This is a genomic window from Paracoccus aerodenitrificans (genome assembly GCF_027913215.1).
Lineage (GTDB): Bacteria > Pseudomonadota > Alphaproteobacteria > Rhodobacterales > Rhodobacteraceae > Paracoccus > Paracoccus aerodenitrificans.
Genome location: NZ_CP115784.1, coordinates 1630871 through 1654383, shown reverse-complemented (window position 1 = coordinate 1654383; position 23513 = coordinate 1630871). Strand labels below are relative to the sequence as shown.

The window sequence follows — 23513 nt, the reverse complement described above, 5'->3', positions numbered from 1 at the left end:
CATGTCCTGACGGTCGGCCTTACGATTTCTTATGGCAGAAGCGCGTCTCTCGGCGGTTCTGGCCGGTTGATGGTCATTCTCCGGCGATGCGCATGGATATGTCCCAGTAGTCCTTCCCAGTCGCAGGCTGGCTGGTCAAGGCCGCCATGACCTCGGCGGCGACAAAGCTGGCAATGACCGCCGGTCGTTTATCGCGACTTCCCTGTGCGCCGATAGGACAAATCAGCCGGTCGGCTTGCAGATCGCCGCATTGCGCAGCACTCCAGCTTCGGAATTTCGCCAGCTTTGTCGCCGATCCGATCATCCCGACATAGGCGGCATCGTTCCGCTGCAAAGCCGCAGAGGCCAGCAGGAAATCCAGCCCGTGATCATGGGTAAGCACGATAAACGCGCTGCCGGGCAGGGCGGTCATGATCTCGAATTCCGGGATCGCGCTCAGCCGCGTTTCGACCTCGGCGCGGTTCAGGGAAAGCTCTTCGCGCCGCTGATCGACCAGCACGCTGCGCACCGGCAGATGCTGGAACTGATCGGCAAGCGCCCGTCCGACATGGCCCGCGCCGAGGATATAGACCGAGGGCAGGGCGTCATCATCTGCCTGTGCGTCCAGCAGGGCCTTGTTCTTGTCGCGCTCGCTCATCCGTGTGGCGAGGATTTCGACCCGGCCGCCGCAGCATTGGCCGATCTCGGGGCCGAGGGGAAGGTCCAGAGAGGCGGCGACATCGCCCGCTGCCAGCATTTTCCGTGCGGCCGCGATTGCACGGTATTCAAGCTGCCCACCGCCGATCGTGCCGCAAATGCCGTGATCGCGCACAAACATCTGAGCACCGACCTCTCGCGGCGAGGAACCGCGCAATGCGGTTATGCGCAGATGCGCCGCCGGGCCGGGCTGAGACAGGAACTCTGAAAGCAGAGCGCTGAATTTCATCAGCCCTCTCCCCGCTGCTTCAGCCTTTCGACCGCCAGCAGAACCCGTTCCGGCGTGGCAGGCGCATCGAGGCGCGGGCATTCGCGGTAATCCGCAACGCTTGCCACCGCCATCGAGATCGCCTCGAACACCGAGATCCCCAGCATGAAGGGCGGCTCGCCCACGGCCTTGGAGCGTTTGATCGTCATTTCCCGGTTCTCGGACCAGTCGGCGAGGGCGACATTGAAGATGCGCGGACGGTCGCTGGCCAGAGGAATTTTATAGGTTGAGGGGGCATGGGTGCGCAGACGGCCCTTATCGTCCCACCAGAGTTCCTCTGTGGTCAACCAGCCCATGCCCTGAATGAACGCGCCCTCGACCTGGCCTTTGTCGAGGGCAGGGTTCAGCGAGCGTCCGACATCATGCAGGATATCGGTGCGCTCGACGCGGTATTCTCCGGTCAGTGTATCGATTGAAACCTCGGAACAGGCCGCGCCATAGGCAAAGTAATAGAAAGGCCGGCCCTTGCCCGCCGCGCGGTCCCAGTGGATTTTCGGCGTCTTGTAGAACCCCGCGGCTGACAGATGGACACGCGCCATATAAGCCTGTCTGACCAGTTCATCGAAGCTGATGACCTCATCGCCGATACGCACGGTATTGGGCTGAAAGCTGATCCGGGACCGGTCGATCTTCCATTTTTCCGCCGCGAAAGCGATCAGCCGTTCCTTAAGCTGTTCCGCAGCGTTCAGCGCCGCCATGCCGTTCAGATCCGATCCGCTGGATGCGGCGGTGGCCGAGGTGTTGGGGACTTTCTCGGTCGTGGTCCGGGTGATCTTGATGCGGTCGAAATCGACCTGAAGCGCTTCCGCGACCACCTGAGCGACCTTGGTGTTCAGCCCCTGACCCATCTCGGTGCCGCCGTGATTGAGGTGGATCGAGCCGTCGCTATAGATATGGATCAGCGATCCGGCCTGATTGTAATGCGTGGCCGTGAACGAGATACCGAACTTGACCGGGGTCAGGGCGATGCCGCAGCGGATGACCGGGCTGTGCCGGTTCGCCTCGATGATCGCGCGGCGGCGGTTTGCATAATCGCAACTCGTCTCAAGCTCATCGACGATCCGGCCAATGATATTATCCTCGACCGTCTGGTGATAGGGCGTCAGATCCCGCCCCGGCCCGCCATAGAAATTCGCCTTGCGGATCTCCAGCGGGTCGCGGCCAAGGCGGTAGGCGATTTCCTCGATCATCCGTTCGGCCACGATCACACCTTGCGGTCCGCCAAAGCCGCGAAACGCCGTATTCGAGACGGTATTTGTCTTTTGCGGGCGTGAGTTCAGCCGCACATGCGGGTAGAAATAGGCGTTATCGGCATGGAACAGCGCCCGGTCCGTAACCGGACCTGACAGATCCGAGGAATATCCGCACCGCGCCGAGAAACGCCCCTCGACCGCCTGAATGCGCCCGTCTTCGTCAAAGCCGCACTCATAATCGACGACGAAATCATGCCGCTTTCCCGTCGCGGTCATATCCTGATCGCGGTCGGGACGGATCTTTACCGGACGGTTCAGCTTCTTGGCGGCCACGGCAGCAACCGCCGCGAAGATATTCATCTGGCTTTCCTTGCCGCCGAACCCGCCTCCCATGCGGCGGACATTCACCGTCACCGCGTTAGAGGGCACCCCAAGCACATGGGCGACCATGTGCTGCGCCTCGCTTGGGTGCTGGGTCGAGCAATTCACGATCACGTCGTCATCCTCGCCCGGAATGGCGAAGGCGATCTGGCCCTCCAGATACATATGATCTTGTCCGCCAATCGTCATGCGCCCGCCAATCCGATGGGCCGAGGCGGAAAAGCCTTCCGCGACATCTCCGCGCTGCAATTGCAGCGGCTCGGTCACCATCGGCATTCCGGCGTCCTCAGCGCTGATCGGATCGAGTGCGTGGGGCAGTTCCTCACAGTCGATATCGGCCAGTTCGGCGGCGCGGCGGGCAAGGTCGCGCGTCGTGGCGATCACCGCAAAAAGCGGCTGGCCGTGATATTCGATGGTGTCGACGGGAAAGACCGGTTCGTCATTGCGTCCGGTCGGGCTGATATCGTTATGGCCGGGAATGTCGTCCGCGGTCAGAACATCAATCACGCCGGGCGCTTTGCGGATTTTTTCCAGATCCATGCTGCGGATGTGCCCATGCGCCACGCCGGACACGCCAAAATAGGCATGCAGTGTCCCCTGCGGTTCGCTGATATCGTCGGTATATTCGGCGCGACCGCTGACATGCTTGGTGGCGCTGTCATGCTGAAGCTCCTGATGGGCGCTGCCGGCGACGGGAAGGTGATCTTTCATGACATTCCTCCTTACGCGATGGCCAGACGGACCGGAGCGCCGCCTGCTTCATCATGTTCCAGATGGAACCGGCGCAGCAGATTTCCGGCAACCAACAGCCGGTATTCTGCCGATGCGCGCCAGTCGCTGAGCGGGGTGAAATCCGATGCGAGCGTCGCGGCGGCCGCTGCGAACGCCTCGGCGGACCAGTCTGCTCCGGTCAGTGCCTGCTCCGCCGAGGCGGCGCGTTTCGGCGTTGCCGCCATGCCGCCAAAGGCGATCCGGGCGCGTGTGATGATCCCATCCTTGACGATCACGCTGATCCCGGCTGCGACGGCAGAGATATCCTCATCCCGGCGCTTCGATATCTTGTAGGCCGCATCGATCTGACCCGGAACAGGACGCGGAATGCGGATGCCCGAGACGAATTCTCCGGCGGCGCGATCCTGCTTGCCGTAATCAATGAAGAACGCTTCCAGCGGCATCGAGCGGGTGCCGGATATGTCCTGCAATGTCACCTCGGCCCCAAGCGCGATCAGGACGGGCGGGGTATCCCCGATGGGTGAGCCATTGGCGATATTGCCGCCGATCGTCCCCATATTGCGCACCTGCCAGCCTGCGATCCGGTCCCAGTATTCGCCCAGATGGGGCAGGGCGTCGCGGATCGCGGCTTCCGCCTCGGAATAGGTGACGCCCGCGCCGAGCGTCAGCGCATCCTCATCCAGCCGGATCTGTTTCAGATCCTCCAGATGGTTGATGAACACCACCGGAGAGATCGGGCGCATGAACTTCGTCACCCACAGCCCGACATCGGTCGAACCCGCGACGATGGTCGCCTTGGCGTGTTCCTGCAGGATGCTGGCAAGATCGGCACTGTCCATCGGCAGAATCGCGCGGTCATCCTGTGGTCCTGTCTCGATCCGCGCGGACTGGCGCAGCGCCTGAAGCCGGGCGGTGATCGCCTCGCGCTCGCGGGTGAGATAATCGTTCTCCGGGGTGCCGTATTCATTCACCGCAAAAGCCGCCCGGATAATCGGTTCATACCCGGTGCAGCGGCAGAGATTGCCCTGCAATGCCGTCTCGATCTGGGTCAGCGATGGCTGCGGATGCTCCATCCACAGCGCGTAAAGCGACATGACGAAACCCGGTGTGCAGAAACCGCACTGGCTTCCGTGATGCGTTACCATCGCCTGCTGGACAGGATGAAGCCGTCCCTCCGGCCCGCTGAGATGCTCGACCGTCACGATATGGCAGCCATTCAGCGAGGCAAGGAAGCGGATACAGGCATTCACCGTCTCATAGCGCAACGCGCCGTCATGCAGCCGCCCGACCAGAACCGTGCAAGCCCCGCAATCGCCTTCCGCGCAACCTTCCTTGGTGCCGGTCAGGCGACGGTCCAGCCGCAGAAATTCCAGCAGGGTCCGGGTCGCGGTTGCGTTGCTGATCACAACATCCTCGTCATTGAGAACGAAACGGATGTCGGTTTGCTTTTCCATCGAACCTCTCCTGTCCTGGGTTGCGGCAGCGTCCGCGCCTGGTGGCAGATGTAACCTTCACTTAGGCTCAGGACTCGTTCTTGATCATAACCAGAAGATGACGGTCGCGGCGAGCAGGATTGCAGAGAAGAAGGTCTCGGGGCAACGGTCGTATCGGGTGGCGACGCGCCTCCAATCCTTGAGTCGGCCGAACATGATTTCGATGCGGTTGCGGCGTTTGTATCGCCGCTTGTCGTATTTGACGGGTTTCTTGCGCGACTTCCGACCCGGGATGCAAACCTTTATCCCCTTGTTTTTCAAGGCATCTCTGAACCAGTCGGCATCATAGCCCCGATCGGCCAGCAGCCAATCCGCCTCCGGCAGGCTGTTCAGAAGTGCCGCTGCCCCGGTGTAATCACTGACTTGTCCGGCGGACATGAAGAACCCTATCGGCCGGCCCTTCGCGTCGGTGACGGCGTGCAGTTTCGTGTTCATGCCGCCTTTCGTTCGCCCGATCTGGCGCCCGCGCCCCCTTTTTTGACCCGCAGGCTCGAGGCCGTGCGGTGCGCTTTCAGATAGGTCGCGTCGATCATGATCGTATTGTGTTCGGCGCTCTCGGCGGCGAGGCCCACCATGATCCGGGCGAAGGTCCCGTTCTCGCTCCAGCGCTTCCAGCGGTTGTAGAGCGTCTTGGCGGGGCCGTAGTCCGTCGGCGCGTCGCACCATCGCAAGCCATTACGATTGATGAATATTATGCCGCTCAGCACACGCCGGTCGTCAACGCGTGGCTTGCCGTGGGATTTCGGGAAATAGGGTTTCAGACGCTCCATCTGCGCGTCAGTCAGCCAGAAAAGGTTGCTCATAAATCAGGTCTCCTTGCAGAGCCTGAATCACGCAAACAGCCCGAAATCAATGGGTCTGGAGCCTAGTCTAGCGCGAATTAACTCCTGTGAAAAATCGTTGCGTTGAACAGTTACTTTCTACAATCTGTTGAAAATGGATATGCCCAAACCGGATAAAACCGGGTTAGCCTGCGGGCTGAATGGTTTTCCCAGCAAGGACGGGTGCTGATGTCATATCTTGAAAGTCTGAGAGTTTTCGCCCGAGTCACGGAACTGGGCAGCATCACCGCAGGCGGCCGCGATCTGAGACTGACGCCTGCCGTCGCCAGCAAACGGATCAAAGAGCTGGAACAGCATCTCGGCGTGCGGCTGTTCAACCGGACAACACGCTCACTGAGCCCGACCGAGGTCGGCAGGCGGTTCTATTCGGAAGTGGTGGGCATCCTGGAATCGCTCGACCGCGCCGAGGCGGTTGTCGCTCAGCTTTCCGCCGCGCCCAGAGGCGTGATCCGTGTCAGCGCACCGCTTGGGGTCGGGCGCAGGGTGATTGCGCCTCTGATCCCCGATTTCGTCGAGAAATACACGGAAACCGAGGTCAGGATGCGCATGTCCGACCGCAAGGTCGATCTTCTTGCGGATAGTCTGGATATCATGTTCTTCGTCGGCACACCGTCCGATTCAAGTCTGAAGATGCGTCAGATCGCGGTCTGTGAACGGGTTCTGTGCGCATCGCCCGACTATCTGGAAAGGGCCGGAACGCCCCGCTCCCCGGAAGAGCTTATGACGCGGCATAACTGCCTGCTTCTGCGCTATCCGCGCTCGCCGGAATATTACTGGACGCTGAACACGCCCGAGGGGCCGCGCAGGCTGGATGTCACGGGAAAATACGATGCGGATGACAGCGATGTTCTGGCTGATTGGGCGCTTGCCGGTCATGGGATCGTCAACAAGCCCTATTTCGACGTGGCCGAATATATCCGCGAGGGCAGGCTGGTCGAGGTTCTGCCTCATGCGCGACCGGCCCCTTCGGTGTTCGGCTGTCTTTATCCGCATAAGAAATTGCAGGACCCGAAAGTGCGGCTGCTGCTGGATTTCATCGCCGACCGTGGCCTGACGGCGATCAGAAATCTGGTCGGGCAGAGATAGCTGGCGGCAATATTCCGAAGCGGCGAAAGGCGTCTGCAATCAGCGCCTTTCGCCTTTTTGTTCAGAAATCGACCTCGATTGCGATGCCCTTCTCAACCGCCAGATCCACCACGGCGGCGGCCACCGCCAGATCCTGCAAACCGACTCCGGTCCCGTCGAACAGCGTGATTTCGTCGTCAGATCTGCGTCCGGGATGGGTTTTGTTGATGACCGCGCCAAGCTGGCTGATATCGCTTTCAGAGATCAGCCCCTGCGCCACGGCATGCTGCGCCTCGCCGATGCTGACGGATTGGGCGATTTCATCGGTGAAGACCGTCGCCTTCTTCAGAAGCTGCGGATCGACCTCTTGCTTGCCCTTGGTGTCGGTGCCCATGCAGGCAATATGCGTCCCCGGGCCGACCTGATCCGCGCCCAGGATCGCATCGAAGGAGGAGGTGATCGAGATGATCACATCCGCGTCGCGCATTCCGTCCAGTTCGACCGGCTCAAAGGGTAGCCCTGCCTCGTCGGCGACCTCTTGCAGGTTGGACAGCATCTCGGGATGCAGGTTCCAGCCGATCACCTTCTGGAAATCGCGCTGCTCAAGTGCTGCACGAAGCTGGAACTTCGCCTGATGTCCGGCGCCGATCATGCCGATCACCTTGGCATCCTGCCGCGCCAGATGCCGGATCGAGACCGAGGACGCCGCCGCCGTCCGCAGCGCGGTCAGCAGATTGCCGCCCACCATCGCCCTTGCCTTGCCAGTATCGGGATCGAAAAGGAAAACCGTGGACTGGTGATTGATCAGGCCGCGCTTTTCCAGATTGTTGGGCCAGTACCCGCCAGCCTTCAGCCCCAGAGTCAGCCCGGCCTTGTCGAACCCGCCCTTGAAGCCGTAAAGCGCATCCTCATGTCCGATTGCCTCGCGGATGACGGGAAAATTATAGGCATCGCCCGAGGCCATCGCCGCGAAGACCTTCTCGACGGCATCAAAGGCAGCTTCCCGGGTCATCAGACCGGCAATTTCGCGTTCGGGTACGATTATCATCAATATCTCCGTTCAGATTTTATGCGCCCATATGCCGTCGCCGGAAGGAAAGCATGACATATGGGCGACCTCCGGCGTCCTCCTCGACGCCGGCCTTCCTTGTTCACAAGGCGTGATCAGTAGGCTTTGCCGCGGGCCGAAACCGGCCAGAGGGTTTCCACCTTGTCGCCGCGCACGCCCACATACCAGTCATGGACATTGGCGGTCGGGTCGCAATGACCCGGCACCAGCCGCAGCTTTTCGCCGACTTTCAGCACGCCGTTCGGATCGGAAATCACCCCGTGCTCATCCGAGCATTTGATATATTCCACATCGTCGCGGCCATAAATGAAGGGCAGGCCACTATCGACGGATTGCGCTTTCAGCCCGGCATCGCAGATCGCCTTGTCGGCTTTTGCATGGCTCATGACCTGAGTCAGGATGAAGAATGCGTTTTCCCATTCGCCCTGATCGATCCGGTTGCCGTCCTTGTCGAGAATACGCCCGTAATCCGCATCCATGAACGCATAAGAGCCGCATTGCAGTTCGTTATACACGCCGGAATTCGACTCGAAATAATATGAGCCGGTCCCGCCGCCCGAGACCAGTTCAGGCTCCAGCCCCTCGGCTTTCAGCCCTTCAACGGCGTCCGTGACCATAGCAATCGCCGTATCCAGTTTTTTCTTGCGGGCCTCATAGCTGTCGATATGCTGCATTGCGCCCTGATAGGCCTGAATTCCCTTGAACTTCAGTCCCGGAGCGGCATCGGCAGCCTTGGCGATCTCGATCACGGCGGGGGTGGTGGTCACGCCGCAACGCCCGGCACCGCAGTCGATCTCGACGAAAACTCCCAGTTCCGTGCCGTGTTTCTGCGCCGCTTCGGACAGATCGGCGATATTGGTGACATCATCGACGCAGACGATCACATCCGCACCCAGCTTCGGCAGTTGTGCCAGCCGGTCGATCTTGGCCAGGTCGCGCACCTGATTGGAGACCAGAATATCCTTGATGCCGCCCCGCGCGAAGACCTCGGCCTCCGAGACTTTCTGACAGCACACACCGACCGCGCCGCCCAGTTTTTCCTGAAGCTTGGCGACATCGACGGATTTATGCATCTTGCCATGCACGCGATGGCGCATGTTATGGGCTTTGGCGTAATCGCCCATTTTCTTGATATTACGCTCCAGAGCGTCCAGATCCAGCACGAGGCAGGGGGTCTGGATATCGGCTGCATCCATGCCGGGAATGGCGGGGACGTCGAAGCCGACAACGAGATTATCGAGTTTCACATTCGCATTCATAGATTCTCTCCGGTCACTGGGTCCAGGGCAGGCGGTCAAGATCGACATTGCCGCCGGTGATGATGATGCCGACGCGCTTGCCTTTGAAGGCGTCGGGATTTTTCAGGATGGTGGCCATCGGCACCGCGCTTGACGGCTCCATGACCACGCGCAGATGTTTCCAGATCAGCTTCATCGCATCGACGATTTCCTGTTCGGATGCGGTGTATATCTCGGAGACATGGTTCGACACGAAATGCCAGGTCAGATCCTTCAGCGGCACCAGAAGCCCGTCAGCGATCGATTTTGGCGCGTCATCGGCGATGATATGACCGGCCTTGAAGCTGCGATAGGCGTCGTCTGCGGTTTCCGGTTCCGCCGCGATGACCCTGGTTTCCGGCGCCAGGCTGGACAGGGTCAGACAGGTGCCCGAAATCATCCCGCCGCCGCCGATCGGGGCCACGACCATATCCAGACCGTCGGTCTGCTCGATCAGCTCTTTCGAGCAGGTCCCCTGACCGGCGATCACGCGCGGATCGTTATAGGGATGCACGAAATCTCCGCCGGTTTCGGCCTGCACCTTGGCGAAGGTCTCTTCACGCGAAGAGGTCGAGGGCTCGCATTCGGTGATCTTGCCGCCATAGCGGCGCACCGTGTCCTTCTTGGCCTGAGGCGCGGTCCGGGGCATGACCACATTGCACGGAATCCCGCGCAGCATCGCCGCATAGGACAGGCAGGATGCATGGTTGCCGGAAGAATGCGTCGCCACACCCTTCTTCGCCTGTTCATCGTCCAGCCCGAACACGGCATTGCTGGCTCCGCGCACCTTGAAGGCCCCCGGCTCCTGAAAATTCTCGCATTTGAAGAAAAGCTGCGCTCCGGTCAGCTCATTCAGGTAGTCCGAGCTGCGAACCGGAGTCAGGCGGATATGCGGCCTGATCCGGTCATGAGCGGCCAGCATATCCTCGTAAGTCGGAATATACATGTCCTTCATCAGGCAGCATCCTTGCGGGCAGCAGCCGGGTTCGAGCGATAGAATTCCTGCGCAGCCGCGACGCCCGAGCCAAGTTTGATATCCAGCCCCAGATCGGCCATGCACATTTCTGCCGTGGCAATGCCCGAGAGCGCCATGACATCGGTGAGGCTGCCAAGATGGCCGATGCGGAATACCTTGCCCGCAACTTCTCCAAGACCGACACCGAAGGCGACGCCATATGTGCCGGCGGCATGGGTGACGATATCGGTGGCATTGAAGCCCTCGGGCGTGCGGATCGCGCTGACCGAGTCCGAATAAACCTCGGGCGACACGGCGCAGAGTTCCAGCCCCCATGCGCCGACTGCCGCACGGACACCGTCGGCGATGCGGCGATGGCGGGCGAAGACGTTCTCCAGCCCCTCGCTCAGCAGCATGCCGCAGGACTGGTTCAGCCCGTTCAGCAGCCCGACCGCAGGGGTGTAGGGATAGGCATTATTCGCATAGGTCTTCTCCATATCGCGGATATCGAAGAAGGTGCGGGGCAGTTTCGCCGAAGCGGTCGCCTCTTTCGCCTTTGCGCTGAAGCCGACAATGGCCAGACCCGGCGGCAGCATGAAGCCTTTCTGCGATCCGGTGACGGCAATATCGACGCCCCATTCGTCAAAGCGGAAATCCATCGACCCGATCGAGCTGACGCCATCGACGAACAGCATTGCCGGGTGGTTCGCCGCATCCAGAGCCTTGCGCACCGCAGCGATGTCGGATTTCACGCCCGTAGCGGTTTCGTTATGCGTGGCCAGGACGACCTTGATTTCGTGGTTCTTGTCGGCGGTCAGGATCTCTTCATAGCGATCCGCAGGCAGGCCGTGGCCCCAGGGGGTCTCGACGATCTGAACCTCAAGCCCGTGACGCTGGCACATATCGATCCAGCGATGCGAGAACATGCCATTGCGTGCCGCAAGCACCTTGTCGCCCGGCGACAGCGTGTTGGTCAGCGCCGTTTCCCAGCCGCCAGTGCCGGTTGACGGGAAGATGAAGATCTCTGCCTTCTCGCTTTTCAGCACTTTGCGCACACCGGCAAGCGCCGGATGCAGGATCTGACCGAACAGGGGCGAACGATGATCGATGGTAGGCATGTCGCATGCTTTGCGCAGGCTTTCCGGGATATTGGTTGGGCCCGGGATGAAAACCGGATTCTGAAAGCTCATCGGGGATCTCCTTCCTTGTGTTGATCCAAGATAGGCCACGCGGAAGATTCAGGAAATTTTTTCAGTTCAGATCAGGGATCAGCGGTGAATTTGAAAAAATATAATATTGTCATTGCCTTATGTTTTTCGTAATGTGAAAAATGATTTCATATTGTGGGGAAGAGAGTTTATGGTTTCCCAAGATAATCAGGATTACCCGCCGCGCCGCTCTCGCGGGCGGCCGCGCGGCTGGACGGATAAAAGCGATCAGAACACGATCAAATCCCTTGATCGCGCGATGGAGGTTTTCGAATATCTCAGTGAGGCTCAGGGAAAATCCCTGTCCTCCATCGCATCCGAGATGGATCAGTCCGCTGCGACCGTGTACCGGATTCTCGTGACGCTTGAGGGCAGGGGGCTGGTCGAATTCGACCCGGCAGAGCAGTTTTGGCATATCGGTCCGCGCGCCTTCGTCATCGGATCGCGCTTTCTGCGCCGTACCAGCCTTGTGGACCGCGCCCGCCCCGTGCTGCGCAGGCTGATGGAAGCCACCGGAGAGACTGCCAATCTCGGCGTTGAACGCGAAGGCGCGGTGCTGTTTCTCAGCCAGGTCGAAACCCATGCCAGTATCCGGGCCTTTTTCCCGCCGGGAACGCTGTCGCCGATGCATTGCTCGGGGATCGGCAAGGCGCTTCTGGCGCAAATGCCTAGCGAGCGTCTGGCGAAGATGCTGGCGGATGAAACGCTGGACGCATTTACCCAAGCGACCATCACCGACAGAGAGGTTTTGCAGCGCGAGTTGCAGATCATTGCGCAGCGCGGCTATGCCATCGACAATGAAGAGCGCAACCGGGGTATGCGCTGCATTGCCGCTCCGATTCTGGACATGAACGCCGAGGCGGTTGCAGGGATTTCGGTCTCAGGCCCCACAAGCCGCATCGGCAGCGAGGAAATGACCGCGCTCAGCCGTCATGTCATTGAGGCCGCACAAGAACTCAGCCTGTCGATTGGCGGAGTGGTCCCGGATCGGACCGGCTGAGCCGCCGGGTTTTTACCTGCCACGCCAGTCGGGTTTGCGTTTTTCGGCGAAAGCGCGGGCACCTTCGGCGGCATCCTCGCTTTCGGTGAGGCGCCGCAACAGGCGGTCGTTTTCCTGCCACAACGCATCTTCCTGCGCAAAATCCGGGGCGCGTGCCATCGCCAGACTGGCGGCCACGGAAAGCGGCGCATTGTCGGCGATCTGTTCGGCGAATGACAGGCAAAGCGTCATGGGATCGTCTCCGGTCACACGGTTGATGAGCCCCCATTGCAGCGCCTGATCTGCGTCGAATTTGCCACCCAGCAGAACGATTTCATTCGCGATCACCGAGGGCACACGCTGGCCGACGCGGAACGCACCCCCGGCACCGGCGATAAGCCCGATCCGGGCTTCGGGAAGCCCGAAACTCACCCCGCGCGATGCGACGACCAGATCGCAGGCCAGCACCAGCTCAAACCCGCCTGCAAGAGCCGCGCCCTGCACACAGGCGATCACCGGCTTGGTCCGGTTCCGGCTGACAAAGCCGCCGAAACGTCCGGGACCGAACAGGATGTCCTCGGCCTCGCCACTCAGAAACGCTTTCAGATCCAGCCCGGCGCAGAAAGACGGGCCATTCGCGGCAAGAATGGCGACGCGCAAATTGTCATCTTCCTCAACCCGGTCAATCGCCTTGCGCAAGGCCCGAGTCATGGCGGCATCCATCGCATTGCGCTGATCGGGCCGGTTCAGCGTCACGATGGCGATGGAGCCGCGCTGTTCGAAAAGGACTCTGTCTGTGTCGTCGCTCATGGTGTGACCTTGCTTTGCGCCGTTTCGCTTGCAGCTTCCTCTTCCGCCATCCGGCGCAGCGTGGCGCGGACGATCTTGCCGGTTGTTGTCATCGGCATGTCGTCGATGAACCGCACAACCCGCGGATATTCATAGGCCGCCAGATTGGATTTCACATGATCGGCAATCTCTTGCGCGAGGTTATCCGAGGGCGAATACCCGTCATTCAGCACCAGATAGGCCATCACAACCGCGCCGCGCACCGGGTCGGGTTTGCCGACTACCCCGGCCATCTGCACGGCGGGATGGGCGATCAGGCTGTTCTCGATCTCAGAGGGACCGATGCGATACCCCGCAGAGCTTATCACATCGTCGTCCCGCCCGACAAAGCGCAACCGCCCATCTTCATCCGTCGTGCCGCGATCCCCGGTCAGAAGCCAGCGACCCGATTTTGTGTCGATGAATTTTTCAGCCGTCGCCGAGGGGTTATTCCAATAGCCCAGAAACATCACCGGATCGGGCGAACGTACCGCGATTGCCCCTTCCTGACCGGCGGGCAGCGTTTCACCGCTGACCGGATCCAACACCGCAACCTGATGACCTCGCACCGGGCGGCCCATGAAACCCGGCACAGGCGGTTCGACCTCTGAGCAAGAAGAGACGATCATATTGCATTCGGTCTGGCCGTAGAATTCGTTGATTGTGGTCCCGAAAACATCCCGCCCCCAATCCAGCAATTCCGAGCCGAGCGTTTCTCCGCCACTGGCGACCGAGCGCATTTTCAGACCATAATTCCGCGCCTCGGGAAATTGACGCATGAGCTTCAGCGCGGTTGGCGGCAGAAACGCATTGCGGATCTCGTAGTCGCGCAAAAGCGCAAAGGCCGCCTCGGGGGTGAATTTGTCGAAGCGCCGTGCCACCACGGTCACCCCGTGATGCAGCGCAGGCATCAGCACATCCAGAAGCCCGCCAATCCATGCCCAGTCGGCAGGGCTCCAGATCCTGTCTCCGGGTTTGGGCAGGAAATTATGGCTGGTCTCGACACCGGGCAGATGGCCAAGAAGGACACGATGGGCATGAAGGGCGCCCTTCGGGTTGCCGGTCGTGCCGGAGGTATAGATCAATATCGCCGGATCGTCCGCCCGGGTGCGCACCGGCTGATAAGTGATAGGCTGCGCGTCGCAGACCGCTTGGAAATCGAGTGCATCCGGCGTTTCGCCATCAACTGACAGCACCACCCGCAGATCCGGCAACCTGTCGCGAAGACCCGCCAGGTTCGCCACCCCTCCTTCATTGGTAATGACGGCGCTTGCACCTGAATCGCGAAGCCTGTGCAAAAGAGCCTCTTCGCCGAACAGGGTGAAAAGCGGAATGGAAATACAGCCCGCCTTGGTAATTGCGGCATGGCTGACGGCGGTCTCATAGCGCTGAGGCAGCAGCACTCCGACCCGGTCGCCCATCCCGTCCCGGCAAGAAATACCCAATCCGTTCAGCGCATGTGCAAGCTGGCTGGACCGTGATTGCAACTGGCCGAAACTGTATTCGCGGGCCGTCCCCTTGCGGTCGATATCGATAATCGCCAGCCGGTCGGGGTCCTGATTTGCCCATTTATCGCTGATATCGACGCCGATATTGTAGAATTCCGGGATATCCCACTGAAAGCCAGAGCTTCCTGTCGTCGCCGGTCCGGTATCCGTCACCTGATCTGTCCTGCAAGCGGTTGAACCATGACCGCCATGCTAATCACAGCCTGGAAGACCAATCCAGCCTTCTTTGTGACAGGCGGTAGGGCGAGAGGGCAGGGCGATGCCTGCACCAATCCCGGCGCGAGGATGCCTGCCTTGCAGCGCTTCAGGGGCCGTGCGTGTATCGTTTGGGTCTTCAATGCGTTCTTGCTACGGTCCTGAAATGGAATACGGTTATTCGGCCACAGCATGAAAGGACAGCGCATGGGATTTCAGGGTGTTTTCCCCTATCTGGTCTCTCCGATTGATCAGGACGGGCAGGTCAAACAGGCCGTCCTTGGCGATCTTGTCGAACATCTGATCGGCAAGGGCGTACATGGCTTCGCGCCTTTGGGCAGCACCGGCGAATATGCCTATCTGAACCATGCTCAGCGGCTGGATGTCGTCCGCGGCGTGATCTCGGCGACCAGAGGCCGCGTTCCCGTCATCGCCGGAGTTGGCGCCGTCGCGACCAGCGATGCCGTCGCCCAGACCGAGGCGATGGTCGAGGCGGGCGCGGATGGTATTCTGGCGGTGATGGATTCCTATTTCCCGGTGAAGGACGATGGAATCGTGGCCTATTTCACCGCCATTGCCGATGCGGCAAAAGGGCGTCCGGTGGTGCTCTATACCAATCCGAATTTCCAGCGCACCGATCTGAGCCTGACCGTAATCGAGCGGCTCAGCCATGTCGAAAATATCCGCTATATCAAGGACGCGTCGTCGAATACCGGCAGGCTTTTATCGATCATCGAACGTGTCGGGGGACGAATGGAGGTCTTCGCGGCCTCGGCGCATATCCCGGTCAGCGTGATGCTGATCGGCGGGGCTGGCTGGATGGCCGGCCCTGCCTGCATCGTCCCCGAGCAAAGCATCGCACTTTACGAAGCCGCCCGCGCCCGTGAGTGGGATCGCGCGATGGAATTGCAGCGGCCACTCTGGCGTGTCAGCGAGATTTTCGCCAAATATTCGCTGGCGGCCTGCATCAAGGCGGCGCTTGAGTTGCAGGGCTTCCCGGTCGGCGACCCGCTCGCACCGCAGCAACGGCTGAATGACGAAGCCCGAGACGAAATCGGCAACGTGCTGAAATCTCTTGGGGCGTTATAGGTCGTGACGGTGTCTGTTCCGACAAATATTTTCGCGGTGACGGCTTCGTGGGGCTCAGAATCGGCAGAACGTTATGGCAACCTAAAATTTTCCCGTTGATCCAAAATGCTCAACGCAACGGCACAGGTTTCGTGACGCCTCGGCTCGTCGCTAGGAGAAAGGACAATCACGTTTGATGATATGACCTGACACTATATCTTGTGCCACTGTGTTCAGGGCGTTGTGAACATCTATCAGCGTGAGAGTCTTCGACGAAAAATTATTTCTTTTCATCAGTATAATGGCGGGCCATGCGAGATACCGATGGGCACGATACCTACTCCATAACCCTCTATACCCCTCCAAAGGAGATATAATCAAAGGCAGAGCTGGCTGACAGCCACCAGATGTCCGCTTCTCGCCGCATGCCGGCCATCAAATGCGCGCTGGCAATTTTCGAAAGCAGGCCTTCCTTATGATGTATCCGAGGCCAACTGAAGATTTCGGCGTATGTGCTCATCCCACCTCCTTCACGCTCGCGGAACAAGTCACACAGGGCAGCTTGGTCATCATGAAAGCATGGAAGCGCAACCACATTCAGTTATCAGAGCCAATTATACGTCAAGCAGCCGCACGCTGCCGAACCTCCTCCAAGATACTGATAAGCTCAGAAACACCCACATTATCAAAAACACCTTCCACCCCCATCGCATCGAAATCGGTGAAAGGACTCTCATAGAGGAGCCGCGGATCCATCACGCCTCGGTCCGTAAGGTAATCAATTATCATGTTAAGAAATTCGATCTGATTGGCCGACAGCTTTCGCTTGCACTGGAACCGATCGAACGCGTGTTTTGCCGCCTCGCGGTCGAGGCCGACCAGAGAGCGGACGAAAATCCCAAGCCCACCATCATTGCGGACCCGCTCCAAGTCCTCGGGAGCCGCCACAGCGGCTTCGATGAAGATGCGTTCCAGCTCCGCCAGGTCTTGTGCTGTCAGGGGCTCGTTTCGGCGAACCTTTTGAATCGCGATATGGTTCTCATGCTCCTTCAGGAAGTGTCTGGCCTTTATACGAAAACGGTGCATATCGGTCCCGACGGCGACGCTTTGAAGCTCGACCTCGGTCGGACCTCCGATTTCGTCCTCGAAGTCGGTGTAGACGTGCGGGCGCTTCCTCAGCTCGATGAGCTTGATAAGGCTCCGCAGACGGCGGCGGATGGTTTCCAACATTGGTGGCGTCACGTCCTGCCAGAACTCGTCGGTCTGAATCTCTAGGATAAACGCCATCTCAACCGCGACCATCGGGACATTGCCGAGTTCTTCAAGCGCCGCCGCCAAATCGACAATGCGCTTCTTATAGCCAGCAAATGCCTTCTGCGCCCGCAGTACCGCCAACTGGGTTTGCAGGATGAGGTAATCGAATTGCTTGGCGGAAATGTCGTCATCGACTACGGCAGACGGAAGCCCGGCGATGTGGTCGATGAGCTCGGCGCGCTCGTCCAGACCCAGCTTCGACCAGACTTCGTCGGCCCTGTACTTCTCAACAATCCGCCGCTTGGGTCGAACGATGAAGTTCTCGACGTTCATGCCGTCTACCTCGGCACGAAGCTGGGCGACAACATCGCGCCGCAGCACCGCGGCCGGATCATTGCCGTCCGGATACCGTTGTCTGTCGAGTTCGCCGATCAGGTCGACGCGTGTCGCAAACAGGCGCTCGCTCAGTGAAGCGCCAGATGATCCTTCGGATAAGTCGGGGTTCTGGTTGAAGAATTCAATATTCTGGCAGAAATCGAAGACGTAGAAATATTCCTTATGCTGACCAATGCCGAACAGGTCAGGACACAGCCGCGTTCCCCTCCCGATCATCTGCCAGAACTTGGTTTTCGAACGAACAATCTTGAAAAAGACGAGGTTGACCACCTCGGGGACGTCGATACCGGTATCGAGCATGTCCACCGAAATGGCGATGTGAGGTTCCTTGTCCGCAGACGAAAAATCGTCAATCAGCGATTGGGCATATTCTGTCTTGAAGTCGATGACGCGGGCAAAACGCCCTTGGAGATGGGGATAGTTCACATCGAAGCGTTCAGCGATGAACTGGGCATGGTCATGGTTCTTGGCGAAGATGATGGTCTTCCCCAGCCGGTCGCCGTCAGCGACCTTCAGCCCATGGGTCATGACGTGCTCAAGCACCTTGTCAACGGTGTCCTCGTTGAACAGCCACTTGTTGACGGCCGCCGCCTCAACGCGGTCCGGGATCGCACCGTCCTCGTCCCATTCGATGGCGTCCCACGCCTCCTTCTCTTCTTCAGCGAGGTCGTCGTATTTGATGCCCTCTCGCTGGAACTTGAGCGGCACGGAGACAGCCTTGGGCGGTACGAGGAAGCCGTCACTGACGGCCTCGTCCAACCCATAGGCGTCAGTGGGGATACCGCGTTCCAGATCGAAGAGCGCGTAGGTGTCCCGGTCGACCTCATCCTTCGGAGTCGCCGTAAGGCCGACCAGAAGGCTGTCGAAGTAGTCGAAGATCGCCTTGTACTTCCGGTAGACCGAGCGATGCGCCTCATCGATAACGATCAGGTCGAAATGCCCCGGCCCGAAACGCCTTACTCCGCTTTTCGTCTCGTCAATCAGCCCCATCATGGTCGGATAGGTCGAAACATAGACCCGTCCGTGGGCAGCCTTGTCGGTGACCAGGTTCACGGGAGAAGCCTGCGGCAGAAACGCCTTGAAAGCGTTCGACGCCTGATTGACGAGCGCGACTCGATCAGCAAGGAAAAGGATGCGTCTCGCCCAGTTGGCGCGCATCAACAGGTCGGAAAGTGCGATGACAGTGCGCGTCTTGCCCGAGCCCGTCGCCATGACCAACAACGCCTTGCGCAGATTGTCCTTCTCGAAAGCCTCCGCAACCCGGCGAATGGCACGGGTCTGGTAGTAGCGCTCGACAATCTTTGAGTTGATATCCTCCGGTGCCAGCGGCTTGCGTGTCGCACGCCGCTGGATCGCAAGCTCCAGCTCATCCTTCTTGAGAAAACCCTGGATAGGGCGCGGCGGATAGCGGCGGTCATCCCAGATCCAGTGCTCATAGCCGTTGGTATAGAAGATGATCGGCCGCTGCCCAAACTGGCGCTCCAGCGCGTTGGCGTACAGTTCGGCCTGACGCTGCCCTTCCCGTGCATCTCGGCGGGTGCGCTTCGCCTCGACCAAGCCGAGCGGTCGTCCGTCGTCCCCCCAGAGCACATAATCAACGAAGCCCTCGCCCGTGGCATTCGGCATGGCGGTGACGGGGCACTCGGTGTCGTAGCCGGGTCTGGTGAACGTCCAACCAGCTTCCGCCAGCAGCAAGTCGATGAAAGCGTCCCGCGTCTGCACCTCATTGTAGTCGTGCCTGTCGGGCACGGCCTGGTTGGCCTTTTTGATCTTGGCGATCTCGTCCTGAAGCCGCTTGATCTCGGTCTCCAGCTTCAACCGATCGCCGTCGCTTTTCAGGCGCAGTCGCTCGGCGCGTTCTCGTTCCCTGGCTGCCTCCTCGAAGCGTCTCGCGATTTCCTTGAGCTTCCCGAGAGTGGACGCCTCCACCTGAGTGGTATGCGGCAACGCATCAGCCGAAAATGCGACTGCGGCGGCCGGTTTCGCGCCCTTCGCGTAGGTGCGGACCAGCCAATAGGCGATATGGAACAACTCTCTAACGGCAGTGATGGCGCGTGCGGGTGCAACGGGTTTAGCTTCATGCACGGCTGCGTTACCCAGGTCTTTGACCACCTTTCCTTTGGCCACCAGGGCGTCACCGACAAGCTTCCTGAAGGTCGGCTCGTGGATCAGCGCGGACAGTGTCGTCTCATAGGGCGACCGAAGCGCGCGATCATGACGGTACATCCACTTGACCGCCACCTCCAACGCCAGCCGCGCGTAGAAGCAGGCGCTGCGGGGGTCCGAAAGCGCCAGTTTTTCCGCTTTTACGGCGTGCTCGTGCACCTCAACGAATTCAGCTTGAAGGAATGCGAATTGGCTCATGCATCGCCTCCATTTCCAAGCTGGCGCTCAAGGGATTGCCGAACAAGGCCGATTATATAGGGGAGCTCGTCAAGTGTACTGAAACGCACTTCAACATCGCCATTTCCCCACCGGCCAAGGCCAGAGACATCTTTGCACATGCCTCGGGGATCGCTTATCTCGGCAAAGCCCATATTCAGGGAAAGGCGTAGTTGCTTCGCTTGAGGGACAACGTCAACGAAGTTTGTCTCCGCCTTGTATGCGACGTACAGCTTCAGAAACTCTTCGCTTACGCATGGATCAAGCTTCAACACCTCAGTACGGAACGCATCGAACAGACCGCGCGTGGGCGCGTTCAGAAGATGAGGGTGATCTTCGATGGAGTATCCGGCGGCTTTCGCCGTTTCTGGTTGGTATGCGGCGAGAACATCGGCTGCAATCAGTGGCGCCCGCCAAACGTCTGACGCCTGCACCGCCAGCTGCGAAGCGCGCGACAGAATAGTGTCTTCGTTCCATGCCTCCAGCTCACCGAGCCCCGAGTTGACCCGAAGCGGGCTTTGCTTGAAGCCCCCTTGCATGTCTCGCTTTTCCTTAAACGAGCGATTGCTGTACTCAGAGTTGTAGCCCGTGAGGGTCAGATTGCCGAGCGTATGAAGGTAAGTCTGATGAACACGCTCCCATTCGTCACCGAGTGCGGCTTTCCATGCACTCGACAGCTGCTCGCTCTGAGGCATGATGTGCTCAATCGTGTACTCGTCAACGGGAACCCGTTCCTTCCGGTCATGGTTTTCGAATCGACGCAGCCAGTAGCTGCGGCTGCGGAAATTGTATAGGTCCCGCGTCTGGATATCGCGCTTGAACTCGTCGTCACTTGGAAAGCGACGATAAGAAGGCATTAGAAGGAAATGCGCTTTGATGCTTTCAAGATACCGGTCCTTCTTCAGTGCCTTGGTGAACGTAGCAAACGTCTTGTTAAGAGAATTTGTTGGTATTGCGCAGATCGCGCGCCTAAATACATAGGCTTCGATCAACCGCACAGCCTCCAGGAACTCATCCTTGGCAAGCAGTCCGGTTGAATAATCCTGATACAGTTCCAGCAGGAACGGATACGCAACATCGACCTTGAGCTCCCGGAGGTCGTGGAAGGCTGTCTTCAGGGCGTTGTCGCTTTCCGCTCCAAGGGCCATGGCGCAATAGTACCGTGCGAAGTCCCGGATATCCTTTACGAGCACCTCAACGCCGGCATCAGCCACCTTCGGCGACCGAGCATGCCCTTTGAAAGCCTCGTAAACATCATCCAGCCGCGGAATCTCCCCGGTCTTTACGGTCAGGTAATGACGCATGAAACTGTCAAAATGCGTGTTGTAGGCCTCTTGCCCGAACGAGACCTCCATCGGCCGCCAAAACTGTTCATAGAGGCGGGTCTGCAGAGTGGGCTCCAACCCCATAAGGATGAAATTTCGGATAAGGTCGGCCTGGCTGAGTTCGCGACCCGTGGAGTTCATGCTCTCGAAAATGAGCTGTGGATTGTCCTGATCGCGACTGAGCGCGATATCGACAACCACGAGCTTAGCGAGGCCCTTGCACACAGCGGTCACGCTATCTTGGCGCGCCGCTATCAGATCCCTGAATAGCGCGTGATTTTGCATGACCCGAAGGGAGCGTTCGACCGGCGGCTCATTCTGTCCAACGATCGACATAAGTGTCGCCTTGTCGGTCTGAGACAGAAGAAGCTTGTGGTGCCGCTCTCCGGATTCCTCGGGGTTCAGAAGGTAATAGTTGCGCAACTTCCGGGCGGAGAAGCCATCAATCGGCTCAGCGTCGCTCAACGCCTCGGCAAGCGCCGCGAGCAGGAGTGTGACGGTTGTCAGACGTTGCTGCCCGTCTATGACAAGCAGGGGCGCTTGATGCGAAACTTGGGATAGCCCAGCCTCAATGTAGACGATGGAACCGATGAAGTGGACGGATATCGTGTCGTCGCTTCCAGCGCGGATGATGTCATCCCAGAGCTGGCGGCATTCACGCTCGGTCCAGGAATAGGTCCTCTGGTAGATCGGGATCACGAACTGTGGTGATTTCTTGAGAAACGCGAGGAGCCCTGCTTCTGTTGCCTTCATTTCCGTGCCCCCTACGCACCCCGATAGATGTTGTCCGAATTTAGCAGATCGGTCAGATACGGTGTGAAGCCAGCAAGCAATACGGTAACGCTTACAAGATCACGCATCTCTATTTCACGAAGACGATTGTTTGCATTTCCGCCATGTCGAATGCCAGGATAATCGGAAGCAAAGCCATACATTCCCTTCATCGCCTCCTTGACCTTGTTATGAGGCCATGTCCCAACTTGGTCACAAATCTGGCCGAGCGTGTTGGCACTGACACCAGGGCAGCGCTGACCAATAGCCTCCAACAAGTTTACCTGTTTCTGGATACAGGTTTTTATCCGCCCCGGAGAGCGATCTGCGCGAAGGTCGCGGACGGACTCCTCAAACTCGACCATAAGCGGATGGAGATCCGCGTCGCGGGAGGTCGCTTCCTTCAGGTCGCGGATCAATCGAGCGAACACGCCGCTCAGCGTCGGGTTGAGACTGAACGGGCGGCGCAGGTCGTAGCGCAAGCTGTACTTTTCGAGAAAGGCATCGATCAGCAGGAAGTAACGGTTGGCAAGTGGATCGCCACCAAGGTCGGCAGCGATGCCATGCGCTCGCTCCATGAACTCCAGGAGCGCAAGCTCGCCCCGGAAGACAGTGGCTTTCGTCTTGCGAAACGCTGAACTGGCTTGGTCGGATTGATCAACAATATCAGCAAGCGTTGTTACATCGGGGACTACTTCGAAAGCTCCGACGAGTTCCCGATAAAGTTCGCAGAATAAATCCTCCGGCGCGTCCGGGTGTTTTGCCAGCTTCGACCAGATTTCACGCCAAGTCTCCGACCAAACCCCGATAATTTCTCCTCTCATCGCATCCCCCCGAGTCCGGTCTTTGCGCAGTCGTCCAGCTTCCGATGCAGAAGAGATATCAACGATAGATAATCAGCAGCGTCGTCTTCGCCTTTCCACAGGAGTTTTGGCTCATGCGCCAAGGGGTTGCGCACCGCCGCAAAGCATCCCTTCAGGAGCGACGCAAAACCCTTGTGCTCCGACCGTTCGGTTTCCGTCTGAAGCGTGTTGATGGCTAGCATTGGACGCTCGATGGAGAACACTCTATCCACCAGCGCCGCGCCGTCGCCGTCCTCACCTGACAGCTCCCTGATCCTCTGCGCGAGCCCCTTGGAAGCCTCGAACACGGCGTGGAAATAGTTATCCTGTAGCAGTTTGGGCTTGCAGTATTTGACGACCTCGGAATGGATGCGCCGCCCTCTGAACTTGGCTTGCAGCGTCTTGGCGCGCTGGTGGGCCTCCTCGATCGTCTGCGCCGCCGTTGCCCGCCGGAATTTTCCATCCTCGCCATACTGCAAGCCGGCGAAGGCGAGGACCGCGTTCAGCTGTTGACGCACAGCCTCGAACTCGTCCGGCCGCCCCACGAAACCGGCAGGGTCAAGCAGGGTGCGGATGAAATCGATCAGCTTGCTGGCCGCCCGGTCCTGCCGCTGATAGTGCAGGAACGTGCCATACAGGCGCCGCCACTTCGTGCTTTCCCCTGATACGTCATCCAGCCCCAGGCTGTTCAGGACACGGGTGATCTCCGAACCGGTCGCACAGTCACCCAGCAGGCGGGAAACCTGCTCAAGCTGGGCATCTGTGAGAACCGGCACATTGGTCATA

Annotated in this window: 17 protein-coding genes; 3 read left to right on the top strand and 14 right to left on the bottom strand. The window is 59.3% G+C overall.

The genetic code is table 11. The features are described from left to right. Nucleotides 1-73: 73 nt before the first annotated feature. From xdhC to PAE61_RS09545, 4 genes are all read right to left on the bottom strand, one after another. On the bottom strand, nucleotides 74-925 hold the full coding sequence (gene xdhC / locus PAE61_RS09560) for a xanthine dehydrogenase accessory protein XdhC (RefSeq protein WP_271115063.1): 852 nt from the start codon (nucleotides 923-925) through the stop codon (nucleotides 74-76). Further along, complete coding sequence (xdhB, locus tag PAE61_RS09555) at nucleotides 925-3249, bottom strand: xanthine dehydrogenase molybdopterin binding subunit (protein ID WP_271115062.1); 2325 nt, start codon at nucleotides 3247-3249, stop codon at nucleotides 925-927. Before xdhB ends, xdhC begins: the two co-directional genes overlap by 1 nt. A gap of 11 nt (nucleotides 3250-3260) precedes the next feature. Beyond that, entirely contained in the window at nucleotides 3261-4724 is a 1464-nt protein-coding gene (gene xdhA / locus PAE61_RS09550) for a xanthine dehydrogenase small subunit (RefSeq protein ID WP_271115061.1), read from the bottom strand. A gap of 84 nt (nucleotides 4725-4808) precedes the next feature. Beyond that, a protein-coding gene (locus PAE61_RS09545; protein ID WP_271112274.1) for an IS5 family transposase occupies nucleotides 4809-5566 on the bottom strand; the annotation gives its coding sequence in 2 pieces (ribosomal slippage) (nucleotides 4809-5230 and nucleotides 5230-5566; 759 coding nt in all). A gap of 207 nt (nucleotides 5567-5773) precedes the next feature. Between PAE61_RS09545 and PAE61_RS09540 the strand changes: the two genes are divergently transcribed. Then, on the top strand, nucleotides 5774-6691 hold the full coding sequence (locus PAE61_RS09540; RefSeq protein WP_271115060.1) for a LysR family transcriptional regulator: 918 nt from the start codon (nucleotides 5774-5776) through the stop codon (nucleotides 6689-6691). A gap of 61 nt (nucleotides 6692-6752) precedes the next feature. On the opposite strand, the gene bhcD is transcribed toward PAE61_RS09540, so the two are convergent. From bhcD to bhcA, 4 genes are all read right to left on the bottom strand, one after another. Then, the gene (bhcD, locus tag PAE61_RS09535; RefSeq protein ID WP_271115059.1) at nucleotides 6753-7718 is read right to left on the bottom strand and encodes an iminosuccinate reductase BhcD; all 966 of its coding nucleotides are present in this window, start codon (nucleotides 7716-7718) and stop codon (nucleotides 6753-6755) included. 116 nt (nucleotides 7719-7834) lie between these two features. Further along, entirely contained in the window at nucleotides 7835-8998 is a 1164-nt protein-coding gene (bhcC, locus tag PAE61_RS09530; RefSeq protein ID WP_271115058.1) for a 3-hydroxy-D-aspartate aldolase BhcC, read from the bottom strand. Between the two features lie 13 nt (nucleotides 8999-9011). Beyond that, the gene (gene bhcB / locus PAE61_RS09525) at nucleotides 9012-9971 is read right to left on the bottom strand and encodes a beta-hydroxyaspartate dehydratase BhcB (protein WP_271115057.1); all 960 of its coding nucleotides are present in this window, start codon (nucleotides 9969-9971) and stop codon (nucleotides 9012-9014) included. Then, on the bottom strand, nucleotides 9971-11161 hold the full coding sequence (gene bhcA, locus PAE61_RS09520) for an L-aspartate--glyoxylate aminotransferase BhcA (RefSeq protein ID WP_271115056.1): 1191 nt from the start codon (nucleotides 11159-11161) through the stop codon (nucleotides 9971-9973). Before bhcA ends, bhcB begins: the two co-directional genes overlap by 1 nt. A gap of 169 nt (nucleotides 11162-11330) precedes the next feature. Between bhcA and bhcR the strand changes: the two genes are divergently transcribed. Then, nucleotides 11331-12179, top strand: coding sequence for an HTH-type transcriptional regulator BhcR (gene bhcR, locus PAE61_RS09515; protein ID WP_271115055.1), 849 nt, complete (start codon nucleotides 11331-11333; stop codon nucleotides 12177-12179). A 12-nt stretch (nucleotides 12180-12191) separates the two neighbouring features. On the opposite strand, the gene PAE61_RS09510 is transcribed toward bhcR, so the two are convergent. Next, complete coding sequence (locus tag PAE61_RS09510) at nucleotides 12192-12968, bottom strand: enoyl-CoA hydratase-related protein (protein ID WP_271115054.1); 777 nt, start codon at nucleotides 12966-12968, stop codon at nucleotides 12192-12194. Further along, nucleotides 12965-14647, bottom strand: coding sequence for an AMP-binding protein (locus tag PAE61_RS09505; protein ID WP_271115053.1), 1683 nt, complete (start codon nucleotides 14645-14647; stop codon nucleotides 12965-12967). Before PAE61_RS09505 ends, PAE61_RS09510 begins: the two co-directional genes overlap by 4 nt. Nucleotides 14648-14896: 249 nt before the next feature. Here PAE61_RS09505 and PAE61_RS09500 point away from each other — a divergent pair, with 249 nt between their 5' ends. Continuing rightward, a complete protein-coding gene (locus PAE61_RS09500) occupies nucleotides 14897-15778 on the top strand; it encodes a dihydrodipicolinate synthase family protein (protein WP_271115052.1) in 882 nt (293 codons plus the stop codon). A 600-nt stretch (nucleotides 15779-16378) separates the two neighbouring features. Here the strand turns inward: PAE61_RS09500 and PAE61_RS09495 are convergent. Genes PAE61_RS09495 through PAE61_RS09480 form a run of 4 tightly spaced genes read right to left on the bottom strand, consistent with a single transcriptional unit; the run spans nucleotide 16379 to nucleotide 23512 of the window. After that, a complete protein-coding gene (locus PAE61_RS09495) occupies nucleotides 16379-19771 on the bottom strand; it encodes a DEAD/DEAH box helicase family protein (RefSeq protein WP_271115051.1) in 3393 nt (1130 codons plus the stop codon). Further along, complete coding sequence (locus PAE61_RS09490; RefSeq protein WP_271115050.1) at nucleotides 19768-21867, bottom strand: GmrSD restriction endonuclease domain-containing protein; 2100 nt, start codon at nucleotides 21865-21867, stop codon at nucleotides 19768-19770. The genes PAE61_RS09495 and PAE61_RS09490 overlap by 4 nt, the downstream gene beginning before the upstream one ends. A gap of 11 nt (nucleotides 21868-21878) precedes the next feature. After that, the gene (locus tag PAE61_RS09485) at nucleotides 21879-22709 is read right to left on the bottom strand and encodes a hypothetical protein (protein ID WP_271115049.1); all 831 of its coding nucleotides are present in this window, start codon (nucleotides 22707-22709) and stop codon (nucleotides 21879-21881) included. Continuing rightward, nucleotides 22706-23512, bottom strand: coding sequence for a TIGR02391 family protein (locus tag PAE61_RS09480; protein WP_271115048.1), 807 nt, complete (start codon nucleotides 23510-23512; stop codon nucleotides 22706-22708). The genes PAE61_RS09485 and PAE61_RS09480 overlap by 4 nt, the downstream gene beginning before the upstream one ends. Nucleotide 23513: the final 1 nt, after the last annotated feature.

What these genes read in the sequence shown, in the direction of transcription:
- PAE61_RS09540 (WP_271115060.1), top strand. Translation starts at nt 5,774, where the DNA reads ATGTCATATCTTGAAAGTCTGAGAGTTTTCGCCCGAGTCACGGAACTG.
- xdhA (WP_271115061.1), bottom strand. Translation starts at nt 4,724, where the DNA reads ATGGAAAAGCAAACCGACATCCGTTTCGTTCTCAATGACGAGGATGTT.
- bhcA (WP_271115056.1), bottom strand. Translation starts at nt 11,161, where the DNA reads ATGAGCTTTCAGAATCCGGTTTTCATCCCGGGCCCAACCAATATCCCG.
- PAE61_RS09485 (WP_271115049.1), bottom strand. Translation starts at nt 22,709, where the DNA reads ATGAGAGGAGAAATTATCGGGGTTTGGTCGGAGACTTGGCGTGAAATC.
- bhcC (WP_271115058.1), bottom strand. Translation starts at nt 8,998, where the DNA reads ATGAATGCGAATGTGAAACTCGATAATCTCGTTGTCGGCTTCGACGTC.
- bhcR (WP_271115055.1), top strand. Translation starts at nt 11,331, where the DNA reads ATGGTTTCCCAAGATAATCAGGATTACCCGCCGCGCCGCTCTCGCGGG.
- bhcB (WP_271115057.1), bottom strand. Translation starts at nt 9,971, where the DNA reads ATGAAGGACATGTATATTCCGACTTACGAGGATATGCTGGCCGCTCAT.
- bhcD (WP_271115059.1), bottom strand. Translation starts at nt 7,718, where the DNA reads ATGATAATCGTACCCGAACGCGAAATTGCCGGTCTGATGACCCGGGAA.
- xdhC (WP_271115063.1), bottom strand. Translation starts at nt 925, where the DNA reads ATGAAATTCAGCGCTCTGCTTTCAGAGTTCCTGTCTCAGCCCGGCCCG.
- PAE61_RS09490 (WP_271115050.1), bottom strand. Translation starts at nt 21,867, where the DNA reads ATGAAGGCAACAGAAGCAGGGCTCCTCGCGTTTCTCAAGAAATCACCA.
- xdhB (WP_271115062.1), bottom strand. Translation starts at nt 3,249, where the DNA reads ATGAAAGATCACCTTCCCGTCGCCGGCAGCGCCCATCAGGAGCTTCAG.
- PAE61_RS09510 (WP_271115054.1), bottom strand. Translation starts at nt 12,968, where the DNA reads ATGAGCGACGACACAGACAGAGTCCTTTTCGAACAGCGCGGCTCCATC.
- PAE61_RS09480 (WP_271115048.1), bottom strand. Translation starts at nt 23,512, where the DNA reads ATGACCAATGTGCCGGTTCTCACAGATGCCCAGCTTGAGCAGGTTTCC.
- PAE61_RS09500 (WP_271115052.1), top strand. Translation starts at nt 14,897, where the DNA reads ATGGGATTTCAGGGTGTTTTCCCCTATCTGGTCTCTCCGATTGATCAG.
- PAE61_RS09495 (WP_271115051.1), bottom strand. Translation starts at nt 19,771, where the DNA reads ATGAGCCAATTCGCATTCCTTCAAGCTGAATTCGTTGAGGTGCACGAG.